General features: G+C 69.0%; 21 protein-coding genes and 1 other RNA gene. 11 read left to right on the top strand and 11 right to left on the bottom strand.

Annotation, left to right across the window (positions count from 1 at the left end):
• Nucleotides 1–108: 108 nt before the first annotated feature.
• The 4 genes from aroC to ssrS all read right to left on the bottom strand — a co-directional run bounded on the left by aroC (nt 109) and on the right by ssrS (nt 3229).
• Nucleotides 109–1194 (bottom strand): chorismate synthase, encoded by a 1086-nt coding sequence (gene aroC / locus Q8O26_RS16480; protein WP_305577528.1) that lies wholly within the window; start codon nt 1192–1194, stop codon nt 109–111.
• Between the two features lie 48 nt (nt 1195–1242).
• Nucleotides 1243–2043, bottom strand: coding sequence for a TIGR00282 family metallophosphoesterase (locus tag Q8O26_RS16475; RefSeq protein WP_305577527.1), 801 nt, complete (start codon nt 2041–2043; stop codon nt 1243–1245).
• Nucleotides 2043–2612, bottom strand: coding sequence for a 5-formyltetrahydrofolate cyclo-ligase (locus tag Q8O26_RS16470; protein ID WP_305577525.1), 570 nt, complete (start codon nt 2610–2612; stop codon nt 2043–2045). The genes Q8O26_RS16475 and Q8O26_RS16470 overlap by 1 nt, the downstream gene beginning before the upstream one ends.
• A gap of 462 nt (nt 2613–3074) precedes the next feature.
• Nucleotides 3075–3229, bottom strand: a non-coding RNA gene (ssrS, locus tag Q8O26_RS16465) — 6S RNA.
• A gap of 156 nt (nt 3230–3385) precedes the next feature.
• Between ssrS and Q8O26_RS16460 the strand changes: the two genes are divergently transcribed.
• Nucleotides 3386–4831, top strand: coding sequence for an FAD-binding oxidoreductase (locus Q8O26_RS16460; protein ID WP_305577523.1), 1446 nt, complete (start codon nt 3386–3388; stop codon nt 4829–4831).
• 30 nt (nt 4832–4861) lie between these two features.
• Here Q8O26_RS16460 and Q8O26_RS16455 read toward each other — a convergent pair whose 3' ends face one another.
• From Q8O26_RS16455 to Q8O26_RS16445, 3 genes are all read right to left on the bottom strand, one after another.
• On the bottom strand, nt 4862–6334 hold the full coding sequence (locus tag Q8O26_RS16455; protein WP_305577521.1) for a methyl-accepting chemotaxis protein: 1473 nt from the start codon (nt 6332–6334) through the stop codon (nt 4862–4864).
• A gap of 16 nt (nt 6335–6350) precedes the next feature.
• Entirely contained in the window at nt 6351–6674 is a 324-nt protein-coding gene (locus tag Q8O26_RS16450) for a hypothetical protein (RefSeq protein WP_305577519.1), read from the bottom strand.
• A gap of 137 nt (nt 6675–6811) precedes the next feature.
• On the bottom strand, nt 6812–7558 hold the full coding sequence (locus Q8O26_RS16445) for an SOS response-associated peptidase (RefSeq protein WP_305577517.1): 747 nt from the start codon (nt 7556–7558) through the stop codon (nt 6812–6814).
• Between the two features lie 108 nt (nt 7559–7666).
• Between Q8O26_RS16445 and Q8O26_RS16440 the strand changes: the two genes are divergently transcribed.
• The 6 genes from Q8O26_RS16440 (at nt 7667) to Q8O26_RS16415 (ending at nt 11267) form a co-directional block, all read left to right on the top strand.
• On the top strand, nt 7667–8173 hold the full coding sequence (locus Q8O26_RS16440) for a hypothetical protein (RefSeq protein WP_305577515.1): 507 nt from the start codon (nt 7667–7669) through the stop codon (nt 8171–8173).
• Nucleotides 8174–8193: 20 nt separating this feature from the next.
• Nucleotides 8194–8628 (top strand): NUDIX hydrolase, encoded by a 435-nt coding sequence (locus Q8O26_RS16435; protein WP_305577513.1) that lies wholly within the window; start codon nt 8194–8196, stop codon nt 8626–8628.
• Nucleotides 8629–8691: 63 nt separating this feature from the next.
• Nucleotides 8692–9114 (top strand): TIGR02301 family protein, encoded by a 423-nt coding sequence (locus tag Q8O26_RS16430; protein ID WP_305577511.1) that lies wholly within the window; start codon nt 8692–8694, stop codon nt 9112–9114.
• Nucleotides 9115–9256: 142 nt separating this feature from the next.
• On the top strand, nt 9257–9517 hold the full coding sequence (locus tag Q8O26_RS16425) for a hypothetical protein (protein ID WP_305577509.1): 261 nt from the start codon (nt 9257–9259) through the stop codon (nt 9515–9517).
• Nucleotides 9518–9545: 28 nt separating this feature from the next.
• Nucleotides 9546–10361: a hypothetical protein gene (locus Q8O26_RS16420; protein WP_305577507.1), complete on the top strand. Its 816-nt coding sequence runs from the start codon at nt 9546–9548 to the stop codon at nt 10359–10361.
• Between the two features lie 138 nt (nt 10362–10499).
• Complete coding sequence (locus tag Q8O26_RS16415) at nt 10500–11267, top strand: DUF2336 domain-containing protein (protein WP_305577505.1); 768 nt, start codon at nt 10500–10502, stop codon at nt 11265–11267.
• Nucleotides 11268–11316: 49 nt separating this feature from the next.
• On the opposite strand, the gene Q8O26_RS16410 is transcribed toward Q8O26_RS16415, so the two are convergent.
• Nucleotides 11317–12645 carry a dihydroorotase gene (locus Q8O26_RS16410; protein ID WP_305577503.1) on the bottom strand — a complete coding sequence of 443 codons (1329 nt, stop codon included), beginning with the start codon at nt 12643–12645 and terminating at the stop codon, nt 11317–11319.
• A 93-nt stretch (nt 12646–12738) separates the two neighbouring features.
• On the opposite strand from Q8O26_RS16410, the gene Q8O26_RS16405 reads away from it, so the two are divergent.
• Entirely contained in the window at nt 12739–13602 is an 864-nt protein-coding gene (locus Q8O26_RS16405) for a folate-binding protein YgfZ (protein WP_305577501.1), read from the top strand.
• 173 nt (nt 13603–13775) lie between these two features.
• On the opposite strand, the gene Q8O26_RS16400 is transcribed toward Q8O26_RS16405, so the two are convergent.
• Nucleotides 13776–15950: a primosomal protein N' gene (locus Q8O26_RS16400; RefSeq protein WP_305577499.1), complete on the bottom strand. Its 2175-nt coding sequence runs from the start codon at nt 15948–15950 to the stop codon at nt 13776–13778.
• Nucleotides 15951–16168: 218 nt separating this feature from the next.
• Between Q8O26_RS16400 and Q8O26_RS16395 the strand changes: the two genes are divergently transcribed.
• From Q8O26_RS16395 to Q8O26_RS16385, 3 genes are all read left to right on the top strand, one after another.
• The gene (locus Q8O26_RS16395; RefSeq protein ID WP_305577497.1) at nt 16169–16420 is read left to right on the top strand and encodes a bacterioferritin-associated ferredoxin; all 252 of its coding nucleotides are present in this window, start codon (nt 16169–16171) and stop codon (nt 16418–16420) included.
• A 143-nt stretch (nt 16421–16563) separates the two neighbouring features.
• Nucleotides 16564–17049: a bacterioferritin gene (gene bfr / locus Q8O26_RS16390; protein ID WP_305577495.1), complete on the top strand. Its 486-nt coding sequence runs from the start codon at nt 16564–16566 to the stop codon at nt 17047–17049.
• Between the two features lie 46 nt (nt 17050–17095).
• The gene (locus Q8O26_RS16385; protein ID WP_305577493.1) at nt 17096–18064 is read left to right on the top strand and encodes a tyrosine recombinase XerC; all 969 of its coding nucleotides are present in this window, start codon (nt 17096–17098) and stop codon (nt 18062–18064) included.
• Between the two features lie 21 nt (nt 18065–18085).
• Here Q8O26_RS16385 and Q8O26_RS16380 read toward each other — a convergent pair whose 3' ends face one another.
• Together Q8O26_RS16380 and Q8O26_RS16375 are read right to left on the bottom strand one after the other, a co-directional pair.
• On the bottom strand, nt 18086–18646 hold the full coding sequence (locus Q8O26_RS16380) for a hypothetical protein (RefSeq protein WP_305577492.1): 561 nt from the start codon (nt 18644–18646) through the stop codon (nt 18086–18088).
• A 50-nt stretch (nt 18647–18696) separates the two neighbouring features.
• A complete protein-coding gene (locus tag Q8O26_RS16375) occupies nt 18697–19521 on the bottom strand; it encodes an FkbM family methyltransferase (protein ID WP_305577490.1) in 825 nt (274 codons plus the stop codon).
• Nucleotide 19522: the final 1 nt, after the last annotated feature.

The following is a 19522-nucleotide window of genomic DNA, read 5'->3' as shown; positions in this document are numbered from 1 at the left end:
ATCGAGGCCAATTCAGTCAAACTGAATTTTTGCCGATGCTGGCCTGCGTTTTGGCCAGACTGAACGAATCACAGTAAGGCGTGCGTCCTTCAAGGCTCGCGTCCCGCCCTAGCCGTTCTGCCCGCGGTTCCGCAGATAGTGGTCGGCGATGACGCAGGCGACCATGGCCTCGCCGACCGGCACGGCGCGGATGCCGACGCAGGGGTCGTGGCGGCCCTTGGTGAGGATGTCGGTCTCACCGCCCTTGTTGTCGATGGTCAGGCGCGGCGTGAGGATCGACGAGGTCGGCTTGACGGCGAAGCGGGCGACGACGGCCTGCCCGGTCGAAATGCCGCCGAGGATGCCGCCGGCATGGTTGGAGAGGAACAGCGGCTTGCCGTCATTGCCCATACGGATCTCGTCGGCATTCTCCTCGCCGGTCAGCGCCGCGGAGGCGAAGCCCGAGCCGATTTCGACGCCCTTCACCGCGTTGATGCCCATGAGGGCGCTGGCGATCTCGGCGTCGAGTTTGCCGTAGATCGGCGCGCCGAGGCCGGCGGGCACGCCCTCGGCGACCACTTCCAGCACCGCGCCGATGGAGGAGCCGGACTTGCGGATGCCGTCGAGATAGGTCTCGTAGAAGGCGGCCTTGTCGGCGTCCGGGCAGAAGAAGGGGTTGGCGCCAACCACGTCCCAGTCCCACTTGTCGCGGTCGATGGCATGCGGGCCCATCTGCACGAGGGCGCCGCGCACCACCAGCCCAGGCACGACCTTGCGGGCGATGGCGCCGGCGGCGACGCGGGCCGCCGTCTCGCGCGCGGAGGAGCGCCCGCCGCCGCGATAGTCGCGGATGCCATATTTCGCCTCATAGGTGAAGTCGGCATGACCGGGGCGGAACTTGTCCTTGATGTCGGAATAGTCCTTCGAGCGCTGGTCGGTGTTCTCGATCAGCAGCGCGATGGGCGTGCCGGTCGTCACCTGGACGCCGTCGTCGCCGATCATCACGCCGGAGAGGATCTTCACCGCGTCCGCCTCGCGGCGCTGGGTGGTGAAACGCGAGGTTCCGGGCCGGCGGCGGTCGAGGTCGGCCTGGATGTCCTCTGATGTCAGCGGTATCAGCGGCGGGCAGCCGTCCACCACGCAGCCGAGCGCCACGCCGTGGCTCTCGCCGAAGGTGGTGACACGGAACAGGTGGCCGAAGGTGTTGTGCGACATGGGCTGCGGATTACAGCGGCGCGCGGCGCTCGGCAAGCCGCCCGCGGCTCAGGTCGGCGCGAGCACTCCGCCAACGCGCAGCGGCGTCACTGCAGTCGCGAGCCCGTTCGCGCCGAGGTCGACGACGATGCCGGAGAGTGTGGCGACACCGCCCGCCGGCTCGAACTTGCCGCCCGGCGTCTTCTCGCGCATGCGGCGCAGCGGCTCGGCCCTGTCCATGCCGATGACACCGTCATAGTCGCCGCACATGCCGACATCGGTCTGGAAGGCGGTGCCGCCGGAGAGCACGCGGTGGTCGGCGGTCGGCACGTGGGTATGGGTGCCCACGACGAGCGAGACGCGGCCGTCGAGGATGTGCCCCATGACCTGCTTCTCGCTGGTCGCCTCGGCATGGATGTCGACGACGATGGCGTCCGCAACGCGGCCGAGCGGGGCGGCCTCCACCTCGCGTTCGACGGCGGCGAAAGGATCGTCCATGGCGTCCATGAAGACGCGGCCCATGACGTTGACGACGAGGACCTGCGCGCCGTTCTTGGCCTCGATCAGGGCAGCGCCGCGGCCGGGCGTGCCGGTGGGATAGTTCACCGGGCGGACGAGGCGGGGCGCGCGGTCGATAAAGACCAGGGCCTCGCGCTGGTCCCAGGAATGGTTACCGAGGGTGACGCAATCGGCGCCGGCATCCAGCAGCTCCTCATAGATCGCCTCGGTGATGCCAAAGCCGTGGGCGGCGTTCTCGCCGTTGATCACCACGCAGTCGAGCTTCAGCTCCGCGATCAGGCCGGGCAGCTTTTCGGTGACGGCGGTGCGGCCGGCCTTGCCGACCACGTCGCCGAGGAAGAGGAGGCGCATCAGAAGGTCCTGAAACCGGTATCGGTGAGCACGAAATCCAGCCTGCGGTCATGGGGCTCGTGGGGCACGGCGTCAACCTCCTGGCAGGCGAAGGCGATGCCGATGGCGATGCGCGGCACCAGCGCGTCGAGGCGGGCGAGCGCCATGTCGTAGTGGCCCTTGCCGTAGCCGATACGATGGCCGGCGCGGTCAAAGGCGGCGAGCGGGGTCAGGAGGATGTCGGGCTGCACCTCGGCCGCCTCGGGTCCCGGGCCATAGGTGCCGAAGCCCATGGGCACGAGTTCGGCGCCGCGAACGAGTTCGCGGAAGATCATCGGGCCCTTGCGGTCGGGGAAGGCCGGCAGCGCGAGGCGCGCACCGGCCCGGCGCAGGCGGTCCATCAGCGGGCGGATGTCGATCTCGGACTGGATGGGGAGAAAGCCGGAGACGGTCTTGCCGGCGACGGGAATGGTGTCGAGGGGAAAGGTGTCGGCCAGCGTCAGCGCCGCCTCGATGCGGCTGGCGGGATCGAGGGCGTCGCGGCGGGCGAGCGCGGCGGCGCGCAGGGCGGCCTTGGTGGGCTGGGTCATGGGGGAGGATTTAGCCGAGGGCGGCGGAGGTGTCATCCGGGCCGGGAAACAGACGGCGGAAGGCCCCACCCGCACCCTCCCCGCTCCGCGGAGAGGGGGACTAAGGCGTCGCGCCCTTGTTCCCGCCATGGAGCCAGGCCCAGCCGGTGCCCGGGACGGTCGAGCCTGGTCTTCCATCGCCGACGATGCGGGAGGTCGAAGTCACCCTCTCCGCGCAGCGGGGAGGGTGCGGGTGGGGCCAGAGAGGAAACGAACGATGGTGAGTGAGACCGCGTAGCGGGACAATGCGCCGCGCTTTCCGTCATGCCCGGGCTTGTCCCGGGCATCCACGACTTGACCACCACCCTTCGAGGAATTCGTGGATGCCCGGGACAAGCTCGGGCATGACGGGCGTAGTTTCCTGTGTCCGGGCGAAATGGTTCGCCGTCAGACCTGCCGCTCAGCACCCGCCGGAGAAAAGAAAGTGGAGCCACTCTGCCGTTGGACAAGCGATCCCGGGAACCTACCTAAGTAGGTGGGCGCCGTGTACCCAAGACCAGGGTCGAGGACAGGGACAGCTCCCGTGAGATCGATAAGGCCCCGGGGAATTTGTGCCCTGACGCGCGTCGCAGCTCCGTCATGACAGATAGGTCGTAAAGCCCGCCGGCGGAAGACCCGTCGGACCACTCGCGACGAATTCACCGCCGTCATCCGCTCGAACCCGTTGACGCTCGCACCCGCGCGGTCCCAATAGGCGTCCCCGATCCGAACAGTGCCGCCGGAACACGCCCGCCATGCCGCTGCCGAAGCCCGTCACCGCCCTCGCCCCGCCGATGCCGGCGCCGCTGATCGAACGGTTCGCGACCATCGTCGGCCCCCGCTATGCCATCACCGATCCCGGCGACCAGGCGCCCTATCTGCGCGACGACCGCAGCCTCTATCACGGGCGCACCTCGCTGGTGGTGCGGCCGGGCTCGACGGAGGAGGTCGCCGCGGTCATGGCGCTCGCCCATGAGACCGGCACGCCGGTGGTGCCGCAGGGCGGCGCGACGGGGCTCGTCGGCGGCCATGTGCCCCATGAGACCGGCGCCGAGATCGTGCTGTCGCTCAACCGCATGACGGCCGTGCGGGACGTCGATCCCGCCGGCAATACGATGACCGTCGATGCCGGCGTGACGCTGCAGCAGGCGCAGGACGCAGCCAGCGAGGTCGGCCGGCTGTTCCCGCTGAACATCGGCTCCAAGGGCTCCTGCACCATCGGCGGCAACCTCTCGACCAATGCCGGCGGCACCCAGGCGGTAGCCTATGGCATGGCGCGCGACCTCGTCCTCGGGCTTGAGGTGGTGCTGGCCGACGGCCGCATCTGGCACGGCCTGAGGACGCTGAAGAAGGACAATACGGGCTACGACCTGAAGCACCTGTTCATGGGCGCCGAAGGCACGCTCGGCATCATCACGGCGGCAGTGCTGAAGCTCTATCCGGCGCCGCGCGCCATCGAGGCGGCCTGGGTGGCGGTGCCCTCGCCGGAAGCGGGCCTCGCCCTGCTCAACGCCGCGCAGGAGCGCGCCGGGCCCTCCGTCACCGGCTTCGAACTGATGCCGCGCAACCTGTTCGAGTTCGTGCTCCGGCACCTTTCCGGCGCGCGTGATCCGCTGGCGGACGCCTCGCCCTGGTACTGCCTGATGGAGCTCTCCACCGCCTCCGCGGCGGGCCTGCGCGAGACGCTGGAGGAGATTCTCGCCGCCGGCTTCGAGGAGGGCATCGTCACCGACGCGGCCCTCGCCGACACGATCGACCAGCGCAACGCTTTCTGGCGCCTGCGCGAGGGCATGAGCGAGGTGCAGAAGCTCGAAGGCGGCTCGATCAAGCACGATGTCTCGGTGCCGGTCGCGGCCGTCCCCGACTTCATCGCGGCAGCGGTCGCCGCCTGCCTCGCCTATATGCCGGACTGCCGTCCAGTGCCCTTCGGCCATCTCGGCGACGGCAATATCCACTTCAACATCAGCCAGCCCGTCGGTATGGACAAGGCCGCTTTCCTCGAGCACTGGGACGCGGTCCAGACCATCGTCCACGATATCGTCGGCACGTTCGGCGGCTCGATCTCCGCCGAGCACGGGATCGGTCGCATGAAGCGCGACCTGCTGCCGGCAGTGAAGGACCCGGTCGCCATGGACATCATGCGACAGATGAAGGCCGTGCTCGACCCCAAGGGCATCCTCAACCCCGGCAAGGTCCTCTAGGACCCCTGCCGGGGCGTCAGAGGGCCCGCGTCAGGCGGCAACCTGGCCGAGGAAGTCCTCGACGGCCGCGCCGAGCCCTGCGGCCGCATCCTCGACCTTGGCGGTGGTCTCGCCCATGGTCTCCGACGAGGCGGCGCTGGCGCTGGCCTGGGTCGCGATGTCGCTGACGGCCGTCTCGATCCGATCGGTGAGATCGCGCATCTCACCGATGCTGCGGTTGATCTCCTGCACCGCCGCCGACTGCTCCTCGATGCCGGAGGCGAGCGCCGCGGCATTGTGGTCGATCAGCCCCATGCGGTTGGAAATCCCCTCGATCGCGCCGACAGCCCCCTTGGTCAGATGCTGCACGGCGGAGATCTGCTGGGCGATCTCCCCCGTGGCCTTCGAGGTCTGGACGGCAAGCGACTTCACCTCGGAAGCGACCACCGCGAAGCCCTTGCCGGCATCGCCCGCACGCGCCGCCTCGATGGTGGCGTTGAGGGCGAGAAGGTTGGTCTGCTCGGCGATCGACTGGATGAGGGCGACGACCGCGCCGATCTTCTCGGCGGCGGCCGACAGTTCGGAAATGCTGTCATTGGCCTGGGTCGCCTCGCCGGCCAGTTCGCGCACGACGGTCGCGGTCTCGCCGACCTTCTGGGCCAGTTCACCGACGGATGCGCTGAGCTGGTCGCTGGCGGCGGCCACCGCACCGATATTGGTGACGGCGGCCTGGGAGGAATGGGCCGCGCGACCGGTGATCTCGACGGTGCCGTGGGCCGCCTTCCGGACGGTCCCGGAGGCATCGCCGAGCGCCGTCATGCCGTTGCGCATGCCCGCGAGAATGCCGGCGACGCGTCCCTTGAATTCGCCGATGGCGGCTTCGAGACGAGCCTGCCGGTCGGTCTGGGCTGTCGCCAGCGAGCGCTCGCTGGAGGCGGCCGCCTCCATGCGCTCGGTGGCAAGGTTCGCTTCCGACACGGCGGCGTCTGACGCGGCGAGCGCGGCAGCGAGACGGTTGCAGAGCCAGGCGAGCGCCACGGCCTGTGCGACCAGGATGACGGCATGGATGACGACGCGCCCGAAGTCGCCGCCCTCAGGGAACACCGCCATCGGATAGATCATGTTGAGGCCGAGATGGTGGACGGCGACGACCGCCGTATAGGCGGCGACTGACCGCCAGCAGCACCACAGGGCGACGATGGCGAGGCCGGCGAAAAAAGCCATGTGCATGTCGATCTGATAGATCGACCGTTCGAGCGCGAAGGTCAGCATGGCGATCAGCGCCGCGGCGGAGACGGACGAGCCGATGCGTGCCGTCGCATCCGTCCGGCCCTTGCCGATAGCGAGGAGGCCGAGCGCCGCGACGATGACGGTGCCGGCGAGGGTGAGGACCATGGCGCCGGAGCCACGCATCAGGGCGATGCCGATGACCAGCACGGCGACGGCGGCGAGAATGCCCTGCATCGCGACGGCGACCGATCCGCGAAGACGGTCGAGGGTGGAGGTGGGGGAGAGGAGGCTCATGAGGTGGCGTCCCTTCTCAAAGTGAGACGAAAAGTGAAAGACAGGCTGCGGCCATGGTGGCGTCGATGACGAGAAGCGCACCGGCGCCATAGAGCCGCGTCACGAAGTCGGGATGGGTCGAAGAGGCGATGACGATGCGGTTGCTGCGGCTGGCGGAGCGCAACTCCCCATCCGAGCGCGCGGCGATGGCGGCGGCTCCGCCGGCATCGGTCGACCAGGCGAAGACGGCCACCGGCTGGCCGGCACGCGGCGCCGCAGCGGCGACGATGGGAATCGCGAGGCAGGTCAGAACAGTGAGAGGGAGCAGCAGGCGCGTGCTCAATGCCGGACGCGGAGACATGCAGGATCCGTGGCAGCCCCGGGCCGGACGGGATAGTCCGGCGCGAATTTCGCTAAATTGCGCGAAGTTTGTTGTTATTTGTTTAAGTATGTGGAACCGCCGCTGGCGGCAGTTCGCCGGTCCCCGAACGAGGGTGATCAGTCGAACAGGCTGCCCTGCCTGTTCTGCGGCTCAGCGGCAGAGCGGCGGCGTGATGGCGCCCCTGCGGGAGCGGTCGTCGGCGCGCCGGTAGGCTCCTGCAGTTCCGGCCCGTCATTGGCGACACGGTTGACCGCCGGCGAGACCGGCACGAGCTCGAGCTCGTTCTGCACAGCGGGCTCGAGCAGGGCGGCGGCGCGGTCCGCCCCGGTGGCCGGGTCGAGCCATTCGTTCCAGTTGGCGGGATCGAGGATCACCGGCGTGCGGTGATGGATCGTCGCGAGCGGCGGCAGTGCGGGCGACGTCAGCATCGCCACGGTGTCGATCTCGGAGCCGTCGGGCGAGATCCAGGTCTCCCAGAGCGCGGGAAAGGCGAAGAGCCCGCCGTCGGGGCGGCGGGCCATGTAGGGCGTCTTCACCTTGCCGACCGTGTGCCATTCGTAGAAGGCGTCCGCCGGCATCAGCGCCCGGCGCCGTACGAAGGCGGCGCGAAACGAGGGTTTCTCGCGGGCTGTCTCGCTGCGCACGTTGATGACCAGGGGAAAGTCTTTCGGGTCCTTCACCCAGCCAGGGATGAAGCCCCAGCGCATCAGCACGAAACGCCGACGGCCCTGGTCGATGGTGACGACCGGCACGGGCTGGGTCGGAGCGATGTTGTAGCGCGGCGGAAAATTCGGCCGCTCCTCATAACCGAAGGCGGCCTGCATCACTTCGGGAATGGTCTTGATCGCATACCGGCCGCACATTCAAACCTCACCTGCCCTTGCGTCCTGGAAACTCATGGTCACGACTTAAGGCTTCTTTCACTGCAGTCGTGGCTGAGTGACATGTAAAGTTGGGGGCGACCACATTCCATGCTCGACGTCGTTCGTCAGGACTCCACGACTGCGCTGACGCCGGAGCGCCTGCGTGCGGCCAATATTCATCCCGACACGCGGCTGGCCACCGACTACCTCAACCATTTCAACGAAGTCATCATGCTTCTGGAACTGGTGCCGACCATGCCCGACTGCGTGGACGACGTCCTCGCCTGGCAGCCGGCCTCCTACCAGCAGCATTTCATCCGCTCCCACTATCGCGACAAGGACCTGGTGCTCCAGGCCTTCGCCGAAGCCCCCGTCGGCTCGCGCCGCCGCTTTCTCGCCCTGGTGGCTGAGATGGACACGGTGATGCTCGACACGATCGCCCAACTGAGTTCCCATGCCGGAACCCCGATGGCCGGCTATATCGCCGAGGAGGCCTCGGACCGGCTGAAGCACCTCGCCGCCCGCACGTCCGGCGTCATGAACGCGGTGATCGAGGACGACGAAGGCGACGGCGCCTCAGCGCAGGACGCCATCGACGCCCTAATGACACGGTGAACACCGCGGCCGCAGACCCGATGGCGGACCGGTTCTATCCCGCCCGCCCCATCCTCGCCGTGTCGACGGCCGTCATCCGCGACGGGCGCGTTCTGGTCGCCCAGCGCGCCAACGCCCCCGGCGCCGGTCTGTTCAGCCTGCCGGGGGGGCTCGTCGAGATCGGCGAGACGCTCGCCGAGGCGGCGGCCCGCGAACTGATGGAGGAGGTCGCCGTCGCCGCGGCGCCCATCGGCCTGTGCAGCGCGCGCGACATCATCATCCGTGACGGCGACGGCCGGGTGGAGCGCCATTTCGTCGTGCTCTCCTTCGCCGCCCGCTGGATCAGCGGCGCGGGCATGGTCTCCGCGGAAGCCGCCGACATCAGGTGGATCAGGCCGGACGAGGCGGCGGGCCTGCCGACCACCGAGGGGCTCGCGAAGGTCCTCGCAGCCGCCGTCGCCCTCGCCGAGCCCTGAGCGCGTCAACCACCCGCGCAGCTTTCCGTTGCGGAGGCCCGCCACCTCGCTCATATCTCGGCCATGATGAAGCTCGTCCAGGCTTTGGCGCTGCTTGTGGCGCTGGTTCCGGTCGGTCCCGTGGCTGCGCAGGCGCCGCGGGCGGCGACACCCGTGGCCGTGCCGCTGCCACCGGCCGCGCTCAGGGCTCCCTACGAGCCGCAACTCCTCCGCCTGTCGGAAATCATCGGCGCGCTGCATTACCTGCGCACCCTCTGCGAGGGGCCGGAAGGCGGAGCCTGGCGACGCGAGATGCAGGCCCTGCTAGATGCCGAGGCTGCCGGCGGGGAGCGGCGGGAACGGCTCGTGCAGGCCTTCAACCGCGGTTATGGCGGCTTCGAGCAGACCCATCGCAGTTGCGCGCCGGCGGCCCGGCAAGCGACACGGCGCTATGTCGCCGAGGCGCGGAGGCTCGTCGCCGAGATCACCAGCCGCTACGGCAACTGACGGTTTGTGGCGTTCGGGGAACGTCTCCATTTTCTTCGACGCTGTTAACCTTCCGGTCAGAAACGGGTGTCTTGGCGAAAGGACCGTGCTACGGTCTCGCCCTAGGACAGGGCCGATCAACGGTCCCGCAGTGGGCGTGACGATGCATTTTTCCCCAGAGACGACCGCCCGGTCGGCCGAGGCCGAAGACCAGCGCCATGCGGCCATGGGCTACGTCTCCGAAGCTTTCGCCGAGGCCCGCCTCGACGGGCTGGACGTCGACTGCATCGCGCAGGCCGCAATCTTCGCCTCGTTCGTGGAAATGGTCGCGACCTATGGCGAGGAGGCGACCGCCACCTTCGCCCAGCGGCTGGCCGAGCGCGTCAGGGGCGGTGAGTTCACCGTCGACCGCTCCACCCATTGATTCGGACCGCCACCCCCGGGGGCGCATCGTGGACCCGCGCAAGCTGGCCTTTCTCGCAGGACTGATCACCACGGCAGTGCTCGGCGTCTCCGTCGCGCAGATCATGCCGCGGGAGGCGCCGCGTCCGGCCGAGCCGGCCGTCGGCGCCGGTTCCCCTCTGCGCCCGGCAATCCGGGACGTGACGCCGCTCGCGACTGAGACCCTTCCTCCGGCAGCACGCCCCCTCGCGCAGAACGCGCCCGCCCCGGCTCCCGCGGCGGCTCCTGTCACGATGCCTCCTGTCACGATGCCTCCTGTCACGACGCCGCCTGTCACGACGCCTCCTGTCACGACGCCGGTCCCGGCACCCGGCCCGCGGCGATCGGTACGGGCACCGGTCTCGGTCGAGATCCTCCCCGACAACGAGGACCTGCGCGAACGCGTCGGCTCGATGCGCGAGAGGCTGATCCTGGCCGCCCGCTCCGGTGACATCGCCCGTCTCGGCGTCGTGTTCCAGATGAACGAGACCATGCCGGTCTTCACCCGCGGAGCGGAACGCGACCCCGTGGCCTTCTGGAAGACCGCCTCAGGCGACGGCGAGGGGCGCGAGATCCTCGCCGTCCTGCTCAACATCCTCGACCTGCCAGCAGCCCTCATCAACAAGGGCACGCCGCAGGAGATGTATGTCTGGCCCTATCTCGCCCATCTGCCGCTGACCGACCTCAGCCCCCGCCAGTCCGTCGATCTCTATCGGCTGATGACCGCACAGGACGTGCGGGACACGCGCACGCTCGGCGCCTGGGTATTCTGGCGGCTGGGAATCGGCCCTGACGGCACGGTCCATTTCTTCCTGGCGGGCGAATAGGACCGCGTTAATCATGACGTGACGCAGAGGCATGAGCGTCGCCGGCTAGAAGCTTGCCTTATGTGCTCGTTAAGGCTGCAGCCCTTACTCCCGAAAGCGACACGGTCGCAGGCGGCGACCTCAGCGGAAGCGCCGAGCATGCCGGACAGCAAGACCGTCACGATCGCAATCGACGAACTGGTGGCCCGGCGATCGAGCGCCGGGCTGACCGACAAGGTCTCCCGGCTCATCGACCAGTTCGCCGAGAATGCCGAGGTCTATACCAGCGAACAGGCGGATACGGTCGACCAAGTCATCGCCCGCCTCATCGCCGACGTGACACCCGAGGGGCGGATGGCCATCGCCGAACGGGTGGCGGGTGACCCCAAGGCGCCGCCGCGCGTCGTGGAGCAACTGGCCGAGGACGACTGGATCGACGTCGCGGCACCGGTGCTCGCACGTTCGCCGCGTCTTTCGGAGGAAACCCTCCTGAGGGTAATCGACAGCAAGGGCCAGTCGCATCTTCTCGCCATCAGCCGCCGCCGGGCTATCCCTCCTGCCGTCGCCGACACGCTGGCGCTGCGCGGCAACCGGGCCGTGGTCCGCGCGCTGGCCCGCAATGCCGGGGCGCAATTGTCCAATGAGACGCGCTCCCTCCTCGACCAGCGTCAACGCGCCAGGTTCGAGGAACTGCGCAAGACCCCCCGCAAGGCCGTCGAATATCCGGCCGAACTCAGCCGCGAGGATGGTGGCGGCACTGTCCGGTGCCGGCTGATCGACATCTCCAAGACAGGCGCAAAGCTGATGCTGGCGACGATGGAGCGCCCGTCGGGGCCGCTACTCCTGAGCTTCGCCAGTGCCGCCGTGAAGCGCAGCTGCGAGCCTGTCTGGCAGGACGGCCGGAACATCGGCGTCCGCTTTCTGTGACGGCCGCCGGCCCGGAGGTCTCAGGCCAGGGCCGGGGCCTGCGATGCCGTCACGCCTGCTGGTCCTGGAAGCGGACCGCCTGCCCGCCCGACGGTGTCACGAGATCACCCTCCCACATGACCCGGCGGCCGCGGATGATCGTGCCGACTGCCCAGCCGGTGACCTCCTTGCCGTCATAGGGCGTCCACCGGCTCTTCGAGGCGATCCAGCCATTGGTGATGGTCTGGCGCCGCTTGAGATCCACGATGGTGAAGTCGGCATCGTAGCCGGCAGCGATGCGGCCCTTGCCGGCGATGGCGAAGATGCGGCACGGGCCGGCGCTGGTCAGGTCGACGAAGCGCTCCAGCGTCAGCTTCCCGGCATTGACGTGGTCGAGCATGGTCGGCACCAGCGTCTGCACGCCGGTCATGCCCGAAGGCGAGGCCGGATAGGTCTTCTGCTTCTCCTCCAGCGTGTGGGGAGCGTGGTCGGAGCCGAGGACGTCGACGATGCCCTGTTCAATGCCCTTCCAGATGCCGGTCTGGGCCCTGATGTCGCGGACCGGCGGGTTCATCTGGGCGAGGGTTCCGAGCCGCTCGTAACAGTCGGGTGCGACGAGGGTCAGGTGATGGGGCGTCGCCTCGCAGGTGGCGACGTCCTTGTGGTGCTGGAGATAGTCGATCTCCTCGGCGGTCGAGATGTGCAGCACGTGGATCTTGGCGTTGAAGCGCCTGGCGATCCCGACGAGCCGCTCGGTGCAGATGAGCGCCGCGGCCTCGTCCCGCCAGACGGGGTGGGAGCGCGGATCGCCCTCGATGCGCTCGCCCTTGCGGTCGCGCAGGCGGAACTCGTCCTCGGAATGGAAGGCGGAGCGGCGGCGGGTGTTCTGCAGGATGGATGCAACGCCCGCGTCGTCCTCGACCAGCAGCGAGCCGGTGGAGGATCCCATGAACACCTTGATGCCGGCAGCCCCGGGCAGGCGCTCCAGTTCGGCGACGTCCTTGGCATTGTCATGGGTGCCGCCGACCCAGAAGGCGAAGTCGCAATGCATGCGCGACGTCGCCCGCTGCACCTTGTCGGCGAGCGCCGCCTCGGACGTGGTCAGCGGGTCGGTGTTCGGCATTTCGAAGACGGCGGTAACGCCGCCCATGACGGCGGCGAGGGAGCCGGTCTGCAGGTCCTCCTTGTGGGTCGGCCCCGGCTCGCGGAAATGCACCTGGCTGTCGATGACACCGGGGAGGATGTGCAGGCCGGTGCAGTCCACCACCTCGCCGGCAGAGGCCCGTGACAGGTCACCGATGAAGGCGACGCGGCCCGCCGTGACGCCGATGTCGCACAGGGCCCGGCCGTCCTGGTTGACCACCGTGCCGTTCCTGTAGATGACGTCGTAATTGGGCATGGCGCGGCTCCCGGAACGATGCGGGGCCTTGTCCCCGGCGTGGTTTCGCTTATGTCCGAGAACCATAGCCGTGCCAAGCGAACGAGAAGTCCCATGCCCAGCGCCGCCCTGCCCGACCGTCGCGTCGTCCGCGTCACCGGCGACGACGCCCCGCACTTCCTGCAGGGCCTCGTCACCTGCGACGTCACGGCGATTCCGGCGGGTGAGGCACGTTTCGGGGCGCTGTTGACGCCGCAGGGCAAGATCGTGGTCGATTTCTTCGTCATTCCGGCGACGGAGGAGCACGGCGGAGGGTTTCTCATCGACGTGCCGCGGGCGCTCGCCGCCGACCTCGCCAGGAAGCTCGCCTTCTACCGGCTGCGCGCCAAGGTCGCAGTCGAGGACCTGTCGGATCAGGTCGGGGTGGCGGCGGTCTGGGGCGACACGGGCATGCCGGACGGCGCCGTCATCGCGCGCGACCCGCGCCATCCCGCCCTCGGCTGGCGCATGATCTCGCCCCTGCCGCCGGTGGACCCGTCGGAGGCCGGCGCCTACGACGCCCACCGCATCCGCCTCGGCATCCCCGAGGGTGGCCGCGACTTCGTCTATGGCGACACTTTTCCGCATGAGGCGGACATGGATCAGCTCGCTGGCGTCGACTTCGCCAAGGGCTGCTATGTCGGCCAGGAGGTGGTGAGCCGGATGCAGCACCGCGGCACCGCCCGCACCCGCGTCGTTCCGGTCTCCTTCCCCGACTTCGCCCCCATGGAGGGCCTCGACATCATGGCGGGCGAGAAGACGATCGGCATGATGGGATCGGCGGCGGAAGGCCGCGGGCTCGCCAAGCTCCGCCTCGACCGCGTCGCCGATGCACTGGCGGCGGGCGAGGCGATCACGGCGGGGGGCATCGCGCTGTCGCCGGTCAAGCCGGACTGGGCGCGGTTCGACTGGCCGGGGGAGACGGCGTCGCGAGCCTGAACGAAGGCCCCCACCCATACCCTCCCCTCGCTGACGCGAGGAGAGGGTGACTTCAGCGTCGTGGCTCACATGGAGCCGTCGAGCCTGGCTCAAATCCTTCCGGACGGGCAGCCGATCAAAGTCCCCCTCTCCGCGCAGCGGGGAGGGAAAGGGTGGGCCCCTCGCTTCTCAATTCACAGAAAACTCTGCGGATCGACGTCGATCTCCAGCCGCACATTGCCGCGCGGCGCCTCCACCGAGGAGAGCCAGCGGCGCATCCAGCCGGAGAGGTCGAAGGCACGCGGAGACCGCGCGAGCAGGCGGACGCGATGGCGGCCGCGCACCAGCGCCAGCGGCGCCTCCGCCGGCCCCAGCACCTTCACCTCCGGCGTCGGAGGCACGGCGCGCACCAGCGTGCGCGCATAGGCCTGCGCATCGCCCAGCGCCTCCGCCGAGACGACGAGGGCGGCGAGCCGGCCGAAGGGCGGCAGCATGGCCGCCTCGCGCATGGTGATCTCGGCTTCGTAGAAGCCCTCGCGGTCGCCCTTGACGATGGCCTGGATGATCGGGTGCTCGGGCTGGTGCGTCTGGATCAGGGCGCGCGAGCCGTCCTTGGCCCGACCGGCCCGGCCCACCACCTGCTGCAGCAGCTGGAAGGTGCGCTCGCCGGCCCTGGGATCGGCGTTGGAGAGGCCGAGATCGGCGTCGATGACGCCGACCAGGGCGAGGTTGGGGAAGTTGTGGCCCTTGGCCACCAGCTGCGTGCCGATGACGATGTCGGCCTCGCCGCGCGCCACCGCCTCGATCTCCTGGCGGATGCGTTCGATGCCGCCGGCCATGTCGGAGGACAGCACGAGAAGGCGCGCCTCCGGGAACAGCGTGGCGCATTCCTCGGCGAGGCGCTCGACCCCCGGACCGCAGGCGACGAAACTGTCGACCGCCTCGCATTTCGGGCAATGCTCGAGCGGCGGCATGTTGAAGCCGCAATGGTGGCAGACGAGCCGGCGGCGGAAGCGGTGGTCGACCAGCCAGGCCGAGCAGTTCGGACACTGGATGCGCTCGCCGCAGGTACGGCAGAGGGTGAGCGGGGCATAGCCGCGCCGGTTGAGGAAGAGCAGCGACTGCTCGCCCGCCTCATGGGTCCGGCGGACCTCCGCCTCCAGCGCCGGGGCGATCCAGCGGGTGCGCGGCGGGCCGGCGCTGCGCAGATCGACGGTGGCGATCTTCGGCATGTCGCGGCCGCCGAAGCGCTCGGGCAGGACGAGGCGGGTATAGCGGCCGCGGTCGGCATTGACGCGGCTCTCCACCGAGGGCGTGGCAGAGGCGAGGACGACGGGAATGTTCTCCAGCCGGGCGCGCACCACCGCCATGTCGCGGGCGTGATAATGGACGCCGTCATCCTGCTTGTAGGCGCCCTCGTGCTCCTCATCGACGATGATGAGGCCGAGATCGGCGAAGGGCAGGAACAAGGCGGAACGGGCGCCGATGACCACCTGCACCTCGCCGGAAGCGACACCGGCCCAGACGCGGCCGCGCTTCGTCGTGCCGACGCCGGAATGCCAGGCGGCGGGACGGTGGCCGAAACGTGCGGCGAAGCGGTCGAGGAACTGCGTCGTGAGCGCGATCTCGGGGACGAGGATCAGCACCTGCCGGCCCTGGCGCAGCGCCTCCGCGACCCCTTCGAGATAGACCTCGGTCTTGCCGGAGCCGGTGACGCCGTCGAGCAACTGGACGGCGAAGGTACGGGCAGCGACCACGTCGCAGAGGGCGAGCGCGGCGGCATGCTGGGCATCGTTCAGGGAGGCGACGCCGTGATCGGGATCGAGCCTGGCCAGCACCTCGGGCGGCAGCAGGACGGCTTCCAGCGCGCCGTCGTCGACCAGGCCGTCGACCACGGAGGCGGAGACGCCCGCCTCGCGGGCCGCCTCGCCCTTGGCGCGGGCGAGGCCGTCGGCGAGGTAGCCGAGGAGGCGCCCGCGCGCCGGCGTCAGGCGACCGGGAGCCTGTCCGGTGATGCGGATGCCCACCCGCGGCTTCGGGGGCGCGAGATCCTCGGGATCGCGCAGCGCCATGCGCAACACCATGCCGCGCGGGCTGAGCGTGTAGTCGGCGAGCCAGTCGCAGAGCTGGCGCACGGCATGCGGCACAGCCGGCACGTCGAAGCGCTGCGCCACGTCCTTCAGCCGGTTATGGGAGACGCCGCCGGGTTCGTCACGCAGCGCCCAGACGGCGCCGAGCGTGGTACGGTTGCCGAGCGGCACGGCAACGACGTCGCCCGGCCCGAGCGTCATCCCCTCGGGGATGCGATAGCTGTAGGGCCGGTCGACGGCGACCGGAATCAGCACATCGGCAAAACGGGGCGCGGTCATCCCGATGGCCTAGCGTGCCACGGGCGCGAAGGGAATGGCGCCCGGGACGAAGGTGGCCCGTCGATGCTAGCCAGCGGGCGGTTGGCCGCGGCATGGCTATCCAGTTTGGATTTGTTCCAATGTTTTGCCGACACATTGCCGCCCGACGCGTTTCGGGTTAAATAGCTGACAGCTTCAGTCAACTTTACACCCTCGTCGGATTGAAGCGGAGAACCGCCGTGATCGTCTGTCACTGCAACGTCCTGAGCGATCACGACATCCGGGCCTGCCTCGGCGACGGACCGGACTGCCCGCGTGCCGTCGGCGAGGTCTATGCCTGCCTCGGCTGCAGCCCCGAATGTGGCCGCTGCGCCCGCACCATCCGCGCCATCCTGCGCGAGGCGGGCATCGGAGGCTGTGCCGCCTGCCCTGTCGGCGAATGCGGCGGCCATGTCGCTTCCGCCGAACCCGTGCTGATCGCCGCCGAGTAGCCGATCCTCGTCGGAGAGCGCCGGCACAGCCCCGCCATCGCGGGGCCTTTCTGTATGACCTCTTGCCTCATCACTCTAGAATGATTACAAACTGCTTCGCGCCCTCGCGGGCAGCGATGCATTGCAACAGGTGGAGCCGGGCCATGAAGGGCGACAAGAAGGTCATCGACTATCTGAACAGGGGCCTGCGCAGCGAACTCACCGCCGTCAGCCAGTACTGGCTCCACTACCGGATGCTGCACAATTGGGGCTTCCTCGATCTCGCCAAGTACTGGCGCAAGGAATCGATCGAGGAAATGGTCCATGCCGACAAGTTCATCGACCGCATCCTGTTCCTCGAAGGCCACCCGAACCTGCAGGTGCTCGACGCGCTGCAGATCGGCCAGGACGTCGGCGAGATCATCCAGAGCGACCTCAATGCCGAGATCGGCGCCCGCGCGCTCTACCAGGAGGCTGCCGCCTATTGCGAGACGGTGAAGGACTATCCGTCCCGCGATCTGTTCATCCAGCTGATGACGGACGAGGAAGGCCATATCGACTTCCTCGAGACGCAGCAGGAAATCATCAAGACCATCGGCGTCCAGCTCTACATCCAGAAGCATATGGGCCCGGTCGGCGGCGACCACTGAGGCGGCGTTCACCGCCCATGAACGCTCGCCATGGCAGGCTACTGCCATGGCGCCTCCCGACACCTCCGCGAATGTCCTGATCCCCGGCGCCGACGACGACACGGCGGCCGCCCTCGGCCAGTGGCTCCTGCACCTCTCCGCCGAACGCGGGCTGTCGCCGAAGACGCTCGAGGCCTATGGCCGCGATGCGCGCGGCTTCCTCGCCTTCATGGCCGGGCATCTTGGCGGACCCGTCGGCCTCGGGGCGATGGACGGCCTGCAGCCGCGCGACGTCAGGGCCTTCATGGCGAAGCGCCGCGGCGACGGGCTGGACGGGCGGTCGATCGCGCGCGCTCTCGCCGCCGTCCGGTCCTTCGCCCGGTTTCTCGAACGCGAGGGACGCGGCCGGATGGCGGCCTTCGCCGCGGTCAGGACGCCGAAGGTCGGCCGTCGCCTGCCGCGCCCGCTCGCCGTCGCGGCGGCCCGCGCCGTCTCCTCGGTCGAGGCGAGAGCCCATGACGACGTGCCCGACTGGGTCATCGCTCGCGACACCGCCGTCCTCGCCCTGCTCTACGGATCCGGACTGCGCATTTCCGAAGCCCTCGGCCTGACCCAGAAGGATGCGCCGCCACCGGAGGCCGACGGGCAGATCACCGTCCTCGGCAAGGGCGGCAAGATGCGGCAGGTGCCGGTCATCCGGCGCGTCGCACGGTCGATCGCGGACTATCGCCGGCTCTGCCCCTGGACGCTCGGGGCGGACGATCCGCTTTTCGTCGGGGTCAAGGGCGGGCCCTTGTCGCCGCGGATCATCCAGCTCGCCATGGAACGCCTGCGCGGCGCGCTCGGACTGCCGGAGACGGCGACGCCCCATGCCCTGCGCCATTCCTTCGCCACCCATCTGCTGGGACGCGGAGGCGATCTGCGCTCGATCCAGGAACTGCTCGGCCATGCCTCGCTGTCGACGACGCAGATCTATACCGAGGTCGACACCGCCGCCCTGCTGCGCGTCTACGAGAGCACGCATCCACGCGCATGAGGCTCACCGCGGGCGTGAGGCTCACCGCGCGGCGTGAAGAGCGGCCCGCTCGCGCCGCAGCCGCCGGAAGCGCATGAGCAGGCGCAGCGAGCGGCGAGCCCGGCCAGCGCGCAGGATGCGCAGATGGCCGAGGATGCGGCGCTTGATCGGGTCGATATGGCCATGGGCCCAGGCGAGCCACCGGGTCCAGATGCCGTAGAGGCGGACGAAGAGCGGGATCTGCAGGAGCTTCGGCTTGCAGGTCTCGAAGAGAAAGGCGGTTACGCCGACGCCGACCACCTTGGCGAGGACCAGCACGCCGGCGCCGAGCACGAGATGGCCGGACGCGATCAGCCCGAGGGCTGCGAGCTTGAAGGGAAAGAGCAGGCCGGCCGGCACGGCGAAGACGGCGAGGGTCGCATAGGGCGGCAGCCGCGCGATGGCGTCGTGGATCGCCTGCTTGAGCGCCTTGAACGGCAGCACCGCCACCAGGCGCGTGATGAGCGGGCCAAGCCGCTCCCAGAGCCAGGTTTCAACTAGGATGATGACAGCCGCCGCGACGATGACGGGACGGAGAACAAGACGATGGAGGGGCTGGGACAAGGCTGGGCTTCCGGTGGCACGCAAGCAGGCTTGGCGCGGCCTGCCGGATCCTAGGCCTCACGGACGAGGAAAACATTACCCTTCGATCGTTCGGGAAGGGCGCGATAGCCGCAGCCGGCCAGAACGGGTCGGATGTCCTCAGCCCAGAGATGGGCGAGTTCATCCTCGAGACAGATGGCCGAGGGCCAGAGGCTCTCGGGCGCACTGGCGAAGAAGGCTGCGAGCACCCGGTCCTCCATGCCCTCGACATCGATCTTCAGGACGTCGATGCGCGTCAGACCGGACTCACGGCAGATGGAGAGCAGCGATTTCATCGGCACCACCACATTTCCGGCCGCATCAGCCTTGGACAGGGCCGTGTCTCTGGCATTGACCGAAAAGCGCAACTCGCCGTCGCTGTCGCCGACCGCGCAGGGAACGATCGTCAGGCGGTCGGCCAGACCGGAAAGGGCGGCATTGGCGCGCAGCCGGTTGAGCGGATTCTCCGTGGCCTCCACCGCGACCACGCGGCCGCCGGCGCTTGTCGCGATCAGGCCGGCAAGGGCGAACTGGCCGACATTGGCGCCGCAATCGACCAGGGTTCCGCACTGCGGCAGCCGTTCCGTGACGAAACGGATACTGGCTCTCTGGTAGTGCGGATCAAGGAGCAGGCCGACCTCGACGGCATTGTCGGCAACGTCGAGCCGGTAGCGGAGCGGCCCTCGCTCGACATCGACGGGCCCGGAGCGCAGCCGGGCGACAAGACGGGACAGCGGCCGCCGGAACGTGCCGCGGCGCAGGATGCCGGCGAGCGGCCCCGACTGGCACAAGCCGATGATGGTCTGCTGCATCGGGGTCGGCGCGAAGGTGCCGAAGGGAGGCGGTTCAGCATTCACG

This window comes from Phreatobacter sp. (assembly GCF_030691135.1).
Taxonomy (GTDB): Bacteria; Pseudomonadota; Alphaproteobacteria; order Rhizobiales; family Phreatobacteraceae; genus Phreatobacter.
The sequence above is the reverse complement of the archived record's forward strand: the minus strand, read 5'-3'. Positions and strand labels throughout refer to the sequence as shown.